13 protein-coding genes and 1 pseudogene are annotated in these 13,448 nt (G+C 46.3%); 2 read left to right on the top strand and 12 right to left on the bottom strand.

Going from position 1 to position 13,448, the window contains the following annotated elements:
• Positions 1-121 precede the first annotated feature (121 nt).
• Both NFX39_RS04260 and NFX39_RS04255 read right to left on the bottom strand, forming a co-directional pair.
• Positions 122-1,312, bottom strand: coding sequence for an MFS transporter (locus NFX39_RS04260; RefSeq protein WP_252443332.1), 1,191 nt, complete (start codon positions 1,310-1,312; stop codon positions 122-124).
• A gap of 111 nt (positions 1,313-1,423) precedes the next feature.
• Positions 1,424-2,101: a DUF6198 family protein gene (locus NFX39_RS04255; protein ID WP_252443330.1), complete on the bottom strand. Its 678-nt coding sequence runs from the start codon at positions 2,099-2,101 to the stop codon at positions 1,424-1,426.
• A 142-nt stretch (positions 2,102-2,243) separates the two neighbouring features.
• Between NFX39_RS04255 and NFX39_RS04250 the strand changes: the two genes are divergently transcribed.
• Positions 2,244-2,621: a GNAT family N-acetyltransferase gene (locus NFX39_RS04250; RefSeq protein ID WP_252443328.1), complete on the top strand. Its 378-nt coding sequence runs from the start codon at positions 2,244-2,246 to the stop codon at positions 2,619-2,621.
• A 36-nt stretch (positions 2,622-2,657) separates the two neighbouring features.
• Here the strand turns inward: NFX39_RS04250 and NFX39_RS04245 are convergent, their stop codons facing one another.
• The 3 genes from NFX39_RS04245 to hisS all read right to left on the bottom strand — a co-directional run bounded on the left by NFX39_RS04245 (position 2,658) and on the right by hisS (position 6,865).
• On the bottom strand, positions 2,658-3,524 hold the full coding sequence (locus NFX39_RS04245) for a YitT family protein (RefSeq protein WP_420842957.1): 867 nt from the start codon (positions 3,522-3,524) through the stop codon (positions 2,658-2,660).
• A gap of 249 nt (positions 3,525-3,773) precedes the next feature.
• The gene (aspS, locus tag NFX39_RS04240) at positions 3,774-5,558 is read right to left on the bottom strand and encodes an aspartate--tRNA ligase (RefSeq protein ID WP_252443326.1); all 1,785 of its coding nucleotides are present in this window, start codon (positions 5,556-5,558) and stop codon (positions 3,774-3,776) included.
• Positions 5,558-6,865: a histidine--tRNA ligase gene (gene hisS / locus NFX39_RS04235; RefSeq protein WP_252443324.1), complete on the bottom strand. Its 1,308-nt coding sequence runs from the start codon at positions 6,863-6,865 to the stop codon at positions 5,558-5,560. Before hisS ends, aspS begins: the two co-directional genes overlap by 1 nt.
• Before the next feature lie 566 nt (positions 6,866-7,431).
• Here hisS and NFX39_RS04230 point away from each other — a divergent pair.
• Complete coding sequence (locus NFX39_RS04230; protein WP_252443322.1) at positions 7,432-8,544, top strand: SLC13 family permease; 1,113 nt, start codon at positions 7,432-7,434, stop codon at positions 8,542-8,544.
• A gap of 43 nt (positions 8,545-8,587) precedes the next feature.
• Here the strand turns inward: NFX39_RS04230 and NFX39_RS04225 are convergent, their stop codons facing one another.
• The 7 genes and pseudogenes from NFX39_RS04225 to NFX39_RS06455 all read right to left on the bottom strand — a co-directional run bounded on the left by NFX39_RS04225 (position 8,588) and on the right by NFX39_RS06455 (position 13,348).
• Positions 8,588-9,166, bottom strand: a complete 579-nt coding sequence (locus NFX39_RS04225; protein ID WP_252443479.1) for a uracil-DNA glycosylase family protein — start codon at positions 9,164-9,166, stop codon at positions 8,588-8,590.
• A gap of 17 nt (positions 9,167-9,183) precedes the next feature.
• The gene (locus NFX39_RS04220) at positions 9,184-10,155 is read right to left on the bottom strand and encodes an amidohydrolase family protein (protein ID WP_252443320.1); all 972 of its coding nucleotides are present in this window, start codon (positions 10,153-10,155) and stop codon (positions 9,184-9,186) included.
• Between the two features lie 102 nt (positions 10,156-10,257).
• Positions 10,258-10,443 carry a hypothetical protein gene (locus NFX39_RS04215; protein WP_252443318.1) on the bottom strand — a complete coding sequence of 62 codons (186 nt, stop codon included), beginning with the start codon at positions 10,441-10,443 and terminating at the stop codon, positions 10,258-10,260.
• A gap of 46 nt (positions 10,444-10,489) precedes the next feature.
• Entirely contained in the window at positions 10,490-10,987 is a 498-nt protein-coding gene (locus NFX39_RS04210; RefSeq protein ID WP_252443316.1) for a YbhB/YbcL family Raf kinase inhibitor-like protein, read from the bottom strand.
• Between the two features lie 111 nt (positions 10,988-11,098).
• On the bottom strand, positions 11,099-11,668 hold the full coding sequence (locus NFX39_RS04205) for a hypothetical protein (protein ID WP_252443314.1): 570 nt from the start codon (positions 11,666-11,668) through the stop codon (positions 11,099-11,101).
• A complete protein-coding gene (locus NFX39_RS04200; protein ID WP_252443312.1) occupies positions 11,649-11,870 on the bottom strand; it encodes a hypothetical protein in 222 nt (73 codons plus the stop codon). The genes NFX39_RS04205 and NFX39_RS04200 overlap by 20 nt, the downstream gene beginning before the upstream one ends.
• A gap of 316 nt (positions 11,871-12,186) precedes the next feature.
• Positions 12,187-13,348: pseudogene (locus NFX39_RS06455) on the bottom strand (tyrosine-type recombinase/integrase).
• Between the last annotated feature and the right edge of the window lie 100 nt (positions 13,349-13,448).

Below are 13,448 nucleotides of genomic sequence, written 5' to 3'. Positions count from 1 at the left end.
TCAATATCCCATTCTGATAGCATTTCCACCACAAAAAAAGAAAACGCACAAAGCGTTTTCTTTTGTTTAATATCAATTTCTAGAACAGCCCAGACTGATGTGTCTGATGAAATCCTGCCGCCTAACGCGTCACCTTTCGTTTCACTCCCGTTCCAACTAAGGCAATGGCGATGATAATCGCCATGATTAAGACGAGCACACCGTATAGACCGATTCCTGGGTTTACCCCGCCCATTGGGGAGAAGAAACCGAGGAAGGAAACAATGGCCGGCGCAAAGGCCGTTCCAACGTTACATCCAATCAAAAGGATGGAGTTGGCCAACCCATCGGCTTCCTTTGGAATGCGATTATCGATGGTGTTGAAGACGTAGGTTCCAGCTAGTGGGTAGGCAAAACCGATGATGGCAACCGCCACCACCAAGATGCCGATGTTTGTCGCGTAGTTCATCATCAAAGTACCAACAACCATGCAAGCAAGGCCGGCGAGCAAGACATAGCGGCGCAGGGCCTTGAAGAAGGATCCAAAGAGGAATCCCATCAGCATGGAGGCCAAAGTGTAGGCCGTGATGATGAAGGAAGCGGTCGTTCCGTTTCCCATGTGGTTAGCCACCACAACGGATGGCGTTAAGACGTTGACGATGGCCATTCCGATGGTCAAGGAACCACAGAAGACAGCCGACCAGATAATTGGCCAGGACAGTTTTGCCTTGCCCGCCTTCTTTTGTTCCTTCTTTGGCATGTGGTATTCGGGTACGACTTTGTAGAAGCCTAAGAAGACTAACAAAATGAAGCCGTAGGCCAAGAATGAGGCCTGCCATGAAATGTTCACGAGGAATCCAGCAAGCAAGTTGATGATACAGATGCCGACCGGCTCGAAGGCTGAACGTTCACCCAGCATTTGGGCTTGGTCGTCCCCTTCGTAGTACATGTTGATTAAGGTAAAGGCCAAGGAATTTGTCATTCCGATTCCGATACCAAAGATAATCCGGCAAAGTAAGACGAGCCAGATGTTAGACAAAATAGCTGGTGCTATTCCGGAAAAGCCCATCAGCAACATCCCGATGCTGACGATTTTTTTGATGCCGTATCGAGCGGCTAACTTGCTCGAGAAGATTAAGACGATAAAGGCAGGCACCTGTTGAATGGTGGCTACCATGTTAACGAGCGTGCTTGGGTAGCCCGCGAATGCTTTTTGCATGGCTGGCAACGCTGGTGAAATCGCCATCCCAGAAGTAATGACTAGTGAAACGGCCAGAATCCAAAAGCGGTGCGAGGCCGCCTTCGGGTCCCATTTTTGTCCTGATTGAGACATGGAACACATCCTTTCATTTCTCTCTACGTTCCATTGTACTCTTTTTTGATACAGAAATTAAATGTAGCATTTCACCTGTAATCATAAAAAAACGCCTGCTAAAGCAGGCTTTCAAACGTCATGATGCAGCGTGAAGCGGGCATTGTGGCGCAAACTTTTGACGGCGTGGTGATTGAAGAAGTTGATCAACTCTCCGTTAAAGAGTAAGGCCAACAGCGTACCCAGCTGCACACCGATGAATTGTTGCTCCTTTAATGCCACGGTCAGGATGACAAGGATGGCTGGAATAAAGGCCACCATCTGGCCGTAAAAGACGTTTCCGGCAAAGAAGCGGTAGGCCAAAATATCGGTCAAAGAATCCGTCGGGTACATCCAGAGGTTGGCTCTTTGGTAAAAGGACGTGCCGAGGCAGACAATCACGATTCCCAGGATGACGAGGCAGATTCTTGTGCCCTGGCCGGGTTGGACTTGGTCAGACCAAAAAGAAAAAGTCGTCACGAAAACATGAATAAGCTGAGCAAAAAACAAAACGAAGATGAAGTCCCCCACGACTGTGAACCAATCCCACTCTTTAATAAGAACGACGTTTACGAGAATGACGGCGACGCCCAGACAGAACCACATGAGGGCGAAGGGCTGGTGAATGACCTGGCCAACGCCAAGACTCGCAGCCGTCCAAATGCCGTTACCAAAGCCCGAGACAATGGTCATGGCATTTCCCGCAGCGACGAAGACGAGGCCGATGAAAAAGAAAAGAATTCGTTTGCTTACTGTGTTCTCTTCTATCATAATTCCCTCATAACCCCCTCACTTTTATTGATGACTACGATATAATATTGATTAACCTAAATATACCAAAGAAAGACACAAGGACAAAGCCATGTGAATCAACAAAACACTTGAACAACTCACAAGTCAAGAATTTTACGCCATGGAAAAGCTGCGCATCGACACCTTTGTCGTTGAACAGCAGATTAACTACCATGAGCTCGATGCCGTTGACTTAACCGCTGACCACCTCGGCTTTATTGAAGATGGGGTCTGCTTGGCTTACGCACGAATTTTTAAGAACGGGGATGCCGTTCACTTTGGGCGCGTTGCCACTGCCCTTTCGGCGCGTGGAAAGGGCTACGGGAAAGCCTTGATGAAAGCCATCCTCGCCCACTGCGAAAACAAGTGGCCAAACGTCCCCATCGAAATCGAAGCTCAACACCAAGTCGTCGGTCTCTACGAGAAGTTCGGCTTTAAATCCGTCGGTGACACCTTTATTCTAGAAGGCATTGTCCACCAAAAGATGATTAAAAAATAAGCACAAAAAAAGCAGCCTTTCGAGGCTGCTTTTGTTTTAAGGTTCTGGTTCGTAGAAACGACCACCGGTATGTTCCACCTTTGATTCGGAGTAGAACGCGGTTGGGTCGACTTCTTGAATGGCTTCACGCAAATCATTCAATTCGTGTTGTGTGACCACCGTGAGCAAGACGGACTTGTCTTTCCCCGTGTAACCACCGTGGGCGGAATCAATGATCGTCACACCGCGACGCATCTTCTGCTGGATGTGCTCGCACATCATCTCAGGCTTGTTCGTGATAATCATTTCCTGAATCTGCTGCTGGTGCGTGTAGAAGACGTCGATGAAGTGGGCGGAAACAACAACTCCAATAATGGAGTACAAGGCGTACTGCCAACCGTAGGTCAAGCCGGCTCCCACCATGATCATGGCGTTGAAAGCCAGGTTCACGGAACCAACCTTCGTGCGATAGCGTTGCTTGGCAATCATTCCGATGACGTCTAGCCCACCTGTTCCAAGACCACAGCGCAAGGCCGTTCCAACAGCCATTCCGTTTAACCCTCCACCAAAGATGGCACACATCAACGGATCAGTCGTCAAAACAGTTTGCGTCTGGAAAAGAGGAACGAAGACGGCTGACAAACCAACGGCCATTGCGGTGAAAATCGCAAAACGCTTTGAAAGCATCAACCAAGCGAGAATCAGCAGTGGTAAGTTTGCCGAAGCAATTCCCCAGGCTACTGGGAAATGGCCATGCGTCAAGGTATCAATCAATTGGGCTAAACCGTTAAAACCGGATGAATAGATGTGCCCTGGAATCCAGAAGTAATTCAAGGCAATGGCCACCGCAAAGGCGTATAAGGTAGCCCCCATAATCTGATGATAATAGTGGTGATTTAGTTTTTTTCCTAATTTGATTAGCATGATCTTGTCGCTAAGTTAACTCGGGTTTCCCCTTTGTTCTTAGCGTTTTTTGGCCAAAATTCAGCCTGGCCGTTGACTGGGTTCAAAGCCCTGCTCTGAACTACCCTATTATTTTAACAAGAAACAAAAAAATGTGGGAACAAAAATCGCATTTGTCTTTAAATTGTCATAAAAGAACCAATAAAAAACACCGAGCATTGTCATTTTCGACTCAAACTCGGTGTTTTATCATTATTTTTATAAGTGAACTTATTCGGCTGAATCTTCTACATCAGCTTCCAAACCCAATTCACCTAATTGCTTAGGATCAACAGGCGTTGGTGCTTCCGTCATTGGTTCCGTTGCCTTTGAGTTCTTAGGGAAGGCAATCACCTCACGGATGTTGTCTTGTCCAGCCAACAACATGGCCAAACGATCCAATCCGAGGGCGATTCCACCCATTGGTGGGAATCCGTATTCCATTCCTTCAAGCAAGAATCCGAAGGCTTCTTGTGCTTGTTCTGGCGTGAAGTCCAAAGCGCGGAGCATCTTTTCTTGAATGTCCGTACGGTGAATACGGATAGAACCTGAACCCAATTCGTAACCGTTCAAGACCAAATCGTATGACTGAGCGTGAGCCTTGTGTGGGTCTTCGCCTTCGTCCAAGTAGTGCAAGTCTTCTTCGTTTGGCATCGTGAATGGGTGGTGGGCCGCAATCCAACGGTCGAAGTCTTCTGAGTACTCGAAGAGTGGCCAGTCAACGATCCAAGCAAAGCGCCATGGCGTTTCTTGGTCAATCAAGTCGTTGTCCTTTGCCGTTTGGCGACGGAGGTAGTCGAGTGAAGCGGCCACAACGTCTGCGCGTCCGGCTCCGAAAAGCAAGAGGTCGCCGACCTTAGCACCGGCAGCTTCCATGACTTCCTCGGCCTTGGCATCGTCGAAGAACTTCGCGATTGGACCAGTCAATCCTTCGTCTGAGACCTTCATCCAGGCAAGACCCTTAGCACCGAAACGTTCGATGTACTGACCAAGCTTGTCGATGTCCTTACGTGAGTAGTTGTCGGCTGCACCAGGAACGGCCAAAGCCTTGACGACTCCCCCATCCTTCACGGCGTTAGCAAAGACACCGAAGTCTGAATCCTTCACAACTTCTGACAAGTCCTTAATTTCGAAAGGAATACGAAGGTCAGGCTTGTCCGTTCCGAAGCGGTCCATTGATTCTTGCCAAGTCAAACGATCGATGTCTTCCAACTTCAAATCGTAGTTCTTGACGTCCTTCATGATGTGTTGGACCCAGTGGCCAACCAATTCCTGAATTTCAGGCGCTGACAAGAATGACGTTTCCAAGTCGAGCTGCGTAAATTCAGGTTGACGGTCACCACGCAAATCTTCGTCACGGAAGCAACGAGCGATTTGGAAGTAACGGTCGAATCCAGCACCCATCAAAAGTTGCTTGAAGAGCTGTGGTGACTGTGGCAAGGCGTAGAAAGAACCTGGATAGATACGTGATGGTACCAAGTAGTCACGCGCACCTTCTGGCGTAGACTTGGCCAAGTATGGCGTTTCAATGTTGATGAAGTCGTGGTCTTCCATGAAACGGTAGGCCGAAGACATAATCTTTGAACGAACCTTCAAGTTCTCTTGCATGATTGGACGACGCAAGTCCAAGTAACGGTACTGGAGCTTCAATTCTTCTCCAGCCTTCACGTCGTTTTCGATATCAAAGACGGGCGTCTTTGATTCAGCCAAGATTTCAGCCTTCGTCACCTTCACTTCAACGCGACCAGACTTAATCTTGTTATTTTCTTGTCCTTCGGCACGGGCAACGACTTCACCTTCAACGGCGATAACGTATTCGTTACGTGCCTTTTGAGCAACTTCCAAGGCTTCAGCTTCCTTGTTTGAGAAAGTCAATTGAACGATTCCTTCGCGGTCACGCAAATCAATAAAGACCAATTCTCCGAAGTTACGGCGCTTTTGCACCCAACCAGCTAGTTGGACCTTTTGTCCAACGTACTTTTCATCGACTAAACCTGCATAGGTCGTCCGCTTCATTATCCTTCCTCCTCTGCTGACAATTCAGCAATCACAGTTTCCATCTTTTCCTTCACGTCTGCCAAGTTCAAATCGGCTTGGTTTCCCGTGACCATGTCCTTGACTTTGACCTGGTTTGTTTCCACTTCGCTATCACCAATCGTGATGACAAAGCGTGCCTTACGACGGTTAGCCGTCTTGAACTGGGCCTTCACGGAACGACCCGCAAAATCCATGTCCGCTGAGTAACCAAGGTCACGTAGGCTTGTGGCCAGTTCCAAAGTCTTCAAAACACTGTTGTCCCCGATGTGGGCGATGTAAAAGTCAAGCCCGTCATCTTCCAAGTTCAACTGGTCTTGGGCTGTCAACAAGGCAATTAAGCGTTCCACACCCAAACCAAATCCGATTCCTGGCGTTTCAGGTCCACCGAACTCTTCGACCAAACCAGAGTAACGACCACCACCAGCGATGGTAGCAGCCCCCTTCAAGTTTGGATCCGTTGTCATCACTTCAAAAATGGTGTTGTTGTAGTAATCCAACCCACGCACCATGCTTGAATCGATTTCATATTGAATACCCAAGGCGTCCAAGTAATCTTGCACCGCTTGGAAGTGGGCCTTTGATTCTTCTGACAAGTAATCAAAGATCGTTGGTGCCCCTTCGACGATGGCTTGGTCATTTTCGTCCTTTGAATCCAAGACACGCAATGGGTTCTTTTCCAAACGAGTCTGAGAGTCCTTTGATAACTCGTCAAAGTGTGGCTTCAAGTAATCAATCAAGGCCTGACGGTAGGCAGCACGTGAATCTTGGTCACCCAAGGTGTTCAAGGCCACCTTCAAGTCCTTCAACCCCAATGAAGACAAGAACTTAACCACCATCGTGATGATTTCCGCGTCCAAGCTTGGTTCTTCTGAACCAAAAGCTTCCACACCGATTTGGTGGAACTGACGGAAACGACCAGCCTGTGGACGTTCGTAGCGGAACATTGGGCCCATGTAGAATGTCTTGTATGGCTTTTCGTGTTCAGGTCCGAAAAGCTTGTTTTCAACAAACGCACGAACAACACCCGCTGTTCCTTCTGGACGGAGCGCCATGTGGCGGTCTCCCTTGTCCATGAAGTCATACATTTCCTTTGTCACGACATCTGACGTATCACCCGCTGAGCGTGAGAATAAGTCAAATGATTCAAAGATTGGCGTACGGATTTCACCGTAGCCATAGCGTGAAAAAGTCAAACGCGCTTGTTGTTCGATTTTTTGCCAGGCCAAGACCTGGGTATCAAATAAATCAGCCGTTCCTTTTGGCTTTTTAAAACTTGCTTTTGCCATATCTAATAATTGACGCTTTGCGTCGCCTCCATTTTATTTAATGAATGAACCAAGTAACCAAAAAAAGCGCCCCTAGAAACACAGAAATCCTGCATCTCTAAGGGCGCTTTGGCGCGGTACCACCTTACTTTCGTGTGCAAAACACACGCTTTAGTCTGTAACGAAGACTTACGGCTGGGTTAACAGCGCCTTTGTAGCTGTCATGATAACGGTTCTTGCCTGACTCTCAGCAACCGTCAGGTCTCTAAAACAAGAATTCGCTAGCTCTTACTACGTCATCGGCTATTTGTTAACTTTATTGTAGCAGTTTAGGTTAGCCTGTCAAGATAGAATAGCGTATTCAAGGGAATTCAATGGTCATAAAGGGCGATTCAAGGAGATGCGGAAAGGATGAAAATGTGGGTATAGAAAAGGCGGCAAAGCGCTAACCTTCCTCCCTAGCAAACCCGTAAAACGGTGGCTATCCTCTTGCTATTGTTAAATAACCGTCTGACTGCGAAATCTGAGACAGTTATTTTTTTGCTTGTTTTCCGGTAAAATGGACATACATTCAAGGAGAAAACACCATGCCAACCGTCTTAAAAAAACTCAAACAAGACCAACTCTTCATCGGAACGACAGTCGCTGTCATACTGCTTTCTCTTTTCGGTCGAATCAACTTCTCTGCCATTTCATGGTCAACCGTGCTTTCTCTCCTATCTTTATTAACGATGGTGACCCTCTACCAGTCCCTTGGTTTAATTGACGCCTTGGCCGACTATCTCTTAAAGAAGGCCAAGACAACTCGCTCCCTATCCGTTATTTTATTCCTCCTCGCCTTCTTCTCGGCGATGGTGGTCACAAACGACGTGGCGATTTTGACTTTACTGCCATTGACCTTTGCCTTGGCAAAGAAGAGCGCGTTGCCATTAATTAAGACGGCTTCGCTCACCGCCATCTACGCCAACCTTGGATCAGCGGCGTCACCCATCGGGAATCCGCAAAACATCTATTTATTGGCGCACTACGGCATCCCCTTCACCCACCTGTTCGAGACAGCTGCCTTGCTCTTGATTCTCGGACTCGCCACGATGCCTCTCTTTGCTTTGACCATCCCCAAGACGTCAATTGGTTCATTAGTAGAAACAGCGCCGGTTAAAAAGTTTAACCGCTTTGATGTGATTCTGCTCATTACCTTTACGGCCGTTGCATTCCTTTCGCTCATCACGCAAAAGAACTTATCCGTAACGCTCGTCATGACCTTCATGGTTAGCAGCTACTTTGACCAGTCGGTCATTGAAAAAGTCGACTACGGTGTGGTCATTTCAATCGCCAACTTCTTCCTATTAGTAAGTGCACTGATGACTTGGCCATTTATTTACCAATCACTTTCAGCAATCGGTTCGAGTCAAGCGGGTATCTTCGCCTTTGGTGCCGTGGTCAGCCAAATCATCTCAAACGTTCCTGCAGCCGCCCTCTTAGCACCGTTTACTGAGCACGTTCAAGCACTCTACTTGGCTCTTTCCGTCGGTGGCTTCGGAACATTAGTTGCTTCCCTAGCTAACCTGCTTGCCTATCGCCAAATAAAAGCAAACCACCCTCAGAAAACGACCAAGAAATTCTTTAAGACATTTACTTGGCACAATGTCTTGTTCCTCATCCTTGGATTCGCCCTCTCTTATCTCGACATTCTGTTTTAAAGCATCTAAAAAGACCGTCCGTTTAATCGGGCGGTCTTTTTACTTATGATTTCGAATTCAAAATATCTCGAACACGCTTTTGAAGCGTTGGGATAACTTCTTGTTCAAACCAAGGATTCTTCGCCAACCAAATGTTGTTTCGTGGTGACGGGTGAACGATTGGAAAATACTGTGGCCAGTATTGCTGCCAGTTCTTGATTGTCTTAGTCATGGTCGCACTGGACTTTAACTGCAGATAATAGCGCTGGGAATAAGAACCAACTAGAATCGTGAGCTGAATGTTTGGCATCTCAGCCAGCAGCTTTGGATGCCACTTCTCGGCGATTCCCTTCCTCGGTGGCAGGTCACCGGACTTGCCCTTTCCAGGATAGTAGAAATCCATGGGTAAAACGGCGATGTCACCGGAATCGTAAAATTCTTCTTTGCTAATGCCGAGCCATTCACGAAGGCGATCACCAGAGGCGTCGTTAAACATGATGCCGGTTTGTTGCACCTTGAGACCCGGTGCTTGACCAATAATCAGAATCTTAGCGGTCTTCGGTGTGACGAAAATCGGGTCGATTCCCTGCTTCGTATATTCGCTGTTTTCGGGGTCAGCCTTTATGTCGTCGAACAAGGACAAGGACATGGTGGTACTCCTTACTTCATTGCGGGGTCAGAAGCTTTCTCAGCAGCCTTTACCGCGTGCTTGTTAAAGTAAACGCGGTTGGCATTGTTGAACATGACGTCCTTCAATTCGGCCTCTGAGAAGATGTTTGCGGCGTCAAGCCATGTTGAAAGCTCGTGATAAGTGTTAAAGGTGGCGGACCATGGGGAATCCGTTCCCCAGATTAAGTGATCGGCACCGAGCGCATCCTTAGCCATCTTGACCACCTTCTGGCACTTCTCGTATGGGAAAGTCGTTTCCCCCATGATGTCTTGGATGGCGGACAAATCCGTGTAGACGTTTTCCTGCTCGGAGAATAGCTTCAAAGCATAGCTCAAACGGTCCAAGTGGTCGAAGTTTGGGAAGGACAAGTGGCAGACCACGAAGTTCATGTTTGGATAGCGCTTAGCCAAGTTAGCAATGGCATCCGGTTGATAGGAAATTTGATCAGAGGCACCGTAGTCGACCGTCACGGTCATCCCCTCGTACTGTGCCAAGTAATCAAAGATTTGAAGGCACTTGGGTTCGCTGTCCAACTTGAATGGGTGCTCCGTGTGGTAGCCATGGAGACCGCCACCCTCGGAGATTTCAAACTTGATAGCACGAAAGCCCAAGTCATCAACATGCCGCTTCACGATTTTCATGGCGTTTTCGGCAAAGGGGTCAACCGAGAAGGCTGCGACGAAACGTCCTGGGTACTTCTTCACCATTTGGTAAGAGTAGTAGTTCTGGTAACCGTTCAAAGAACCTTGCAGCAAAACAGCCTTATCGACTTCGGAACCTTCCATCAATTTCATGGCCGCTTCGGCCTTAAAGGAAGCATCCCCCGAACCGTCCGGAATGAGTTTAATCACTTCGCCGTCGTCCCAGACAGCACGGCCGTCGCCTAAGATGTTCAAGCGGCCTTTACCGTTCAAGCCAGCAATCGTTTGCACCAAGTGCAGGTGTCCATCAATCTTCTTCATCGTCGTCCCCTTTCAAAGTATGTGCTAAGTCCATTGTACACTCTCTGTGATGACAAATGAAAAGTCAGACCCGCATCGCCCGCGCATCTGACTTTTAAAATCTTACATCATGTAAACGTTATTTAAAATCAAGGTTCCAGCGCCCAACAGGAAGATGATGGTTCCCCAGAACAACTGTGAGATGACGGAACGGTCACCGAAGTACAAACGCAAAAGCGGTGCCGTGCTTCCGAAAATCAACACGATGATTCCGATGAAGACAAGTGCTAATCCAATGAGTGATAACATCGTTTTTTATCCTTTCAGCATTTCGTCCTTCAATTATAGCAGGATTCTAGGCCTTTGCTAAGATATCAATCTCCGTTTGATCAATAATATGGTCCTTCATGGCCTTGTACATTTCGTTCAAGTAGAAGCCCTGTTTCAAATCCAGCTTTTCATCCAAGGCGTACACCGTGAGCGTGTACTGGTGATCCTTATCTGGTGGCATTGGTCCTGAGTAATGTTCGGTCAACGCTTCTGAGAAATCAGGATAAAACTTGGAAGCCAAGCTGTTCTTTCCCTGGATGATGTCCTTGTTGGTTCGACTCGAATCTTCAGGAATCTCCGTCACTGGGCCGAAGTTACATGCCGTCCAGTGAATGAAAGGAAAACCACAGACCGGGACGGCATCGTAGTCGATAAAGGTAATTGCGACATCTTTTGTACCAGATGGTAATTCAGACAAGTCGATTGGCAGTGAGCAAACCGGCTTACCTTCTTGTTTGTATTCTTCTGGTGCATGCTTCCCGTATTTATCAGGGAGCGCCCCGTTAACTGTTTTAATCGCCATTCAATTCTCTCCTTTCAAGAATTCTACATCTCTATGATAACAAAAAAAGAGGATGTCGACTGGAATGGGTCAAAGGTCCTCTTTTTGTTTTGTCTTACTACATGTTACGGCTTAATCGTAGGCTTTGAGCATGTCATCGTAACTGATTGCGAGTTTGTAGGTATCTTGGTCCAATGCATTTTCTTCCTGAAGATTGACATATCTAAAACCATTTTTTAAGTAGAAGTCAATTGCATCAGGTATGCTGTCCACTACCACACCAGCAAAAGCAACTCCGTATTCTGTCCCGATGTTTAATAATATTCGAAAAATATGTTTTAAAATGCTACTACCAATACGACTATGCTCTGTTATGTTGTCATGCTGATAAGGTTTATTCACTGATAAATGATCGATTTTTACCACTGGTACCGAACGATGCATACTCGCTCTCCCAAAAATTCGATATCGGTTAATGTCTGAAAATGAATCTGTACTATCCGAAGTGGATAGTGCATACATACCAACTAATTCGCTCTCCAAGAAGACCGAACTCAAGGTTGTGAGATGTAATTTTTCCAGCTCTTTGTAACCCTCTTTTACAAAATAGTCCAATTTATCAACTGCACAAGTATACTGATTTACCGGCTTTACTTCAATTAATGACGAAACCGGATAAACATCAAAGTTTAATTCTCCCATCTTTCACCGCCTTCATAAAACGATCAGCATCTTCATCAATTTTCTTAAAACGAGCTTTCAACTTAGCTGCATTTTCGTCCGACTCTTCCTCCGTTGGAAAAAAAGCCCTACGGTAACGTTCAAGCACATCCTCAACGGTTTCTGTCTTTGCTTGTTCCTTAAATTTTCGAGCTAGTTCCAGACTTTTTTCTTTCCCTGTCATGGTATTCTCCTTTATTCATTTTTCAATCTGTAAAAACCACTGCAATGCCTTCGAATCAATCACAAACTCGGCAGTGATTTAACAATTAGTGTCATTTACACCTGTAGCTTATGACCATCCACTTACCCTGTCAAAAGATTTCGTCTTTTAATGTCGTTTAGGACACGCAAAATAAAAAGAGGATGAGCTGAGCTCATCCTCTTTCCTCTGATTTATCACATAACGATAACAAAAAAGAGGATGAGCCCAAGCTCATCCTCTTTTTATCGTCTTAAGGAGATAGCGGGATTCCAAACAAGCCTGTCATATCAACGTTTTACGGGTTTTGTGTTAATTTATGTGTTATTTTATTCAATTTTTGGGACGATATCATCAAGGACGCTTGCTGTTTTTCGCTGGCCTCTTTGGTCACTTCGCTATAAATATCTAGCGTAATTGAGGCATCAGCATGGCCTAGATAGGTTTGTGCTTGTTTAACGGTTGCGCCACGTTCAAGGGCAAGGGTTGCCCATGTATGGCGTAGGCCGTGAGGTGTTATCCCCTCAGCCACGTTGTAGCGTTTTTTGACGTCATCCATCCACTTTTTAGGTCTGGTTGGCTGTACAAAATGTCCTTCGTTATTAAAAACAAAGTCATTTGGCTTTTTAAAACTACTTTCATCATAGTAGTCGGCTAATACCCTGACCATGTCAGAGGCTATCTTAATTGTTCGATAGCTTGCTGACGATTTTGGCTCTTTCAAATACCCTACACCGTGTAGGCCTCTCCCTATGGCTTGCTCGATGGTTATATAGCCACCATCAAAGTCTACATGCTTCCACTGCAAGGCGATTAGTTCCTCGGAACGCATACCGGTAAAAGCTGCCAACCTAAGTAAAACATAGGCCTGGTGGTTAATAATTCGGTACTGACTATCAAGCACCTCAACAAACCGCCTAAATTCTTCAAGGTTCATGGATCGCTTTTTCTTTTTGGTTCGCCTCTCTGGGAAACACAACCTTGGTAAAAGGATCTACTGCTATCATATCCATGCGTACGGCCATATCTACCACTTTACGAAAGTACAACACTGGCTTTTTATACTTGATGAGTTTGGCCTGCATTGTGGTAAGATATTTTTGTAAAGCGATAGGGGTTATCTCATCTACTGGAGTATCGCCCCATACAGGTAAAATGTGTATATCAAAGTAGCTTAGTACTTTGTTAAGTGAGCTTTCTTCTACAGTACTTTGGTAACTATCTAGCCAAAGCTCATAGAGTGCCTTGACCGTTAAAACGGCCGGGCGCTCTTTTTTGTTGTACTCGCTTTCCCCAGCCTTAAACAGTGCCATCTCGTTATTAAACCAGTCTCGTGCAACCTTTCGGGACAAGAAACCACGCTTTTTTACTCGTGCCCTCGTGCCGTCTGGATGTTTACCAAGATAACCTATTACCTCCCAAGTCTTTCCATCCTTTGTATTCAATTCTTTTAATTGCATTGTTTACCTCCGATAGCGGGGATGGCTCCTATGATTAAATTATGGACAAAAATGTTCGATATAATTTAATCATAGGAGCTTTTTATGCAAAAAATATCAC

The sequence above is a fragment of the Fructobacillus apis genome, from assembly GCF_023893635.1.
Taxonomy (GTDB): domain Bacteria; phylum Bacillota; class Bacilli; order Lactobacillales; family Lactobacillaceae; genus Fructobacillus; species Fructobacillus apis.
Note: the sequence above shows the minus strand (reverse complement) of the source record. Positions and strands in the feature narration are given on the sequence as shown.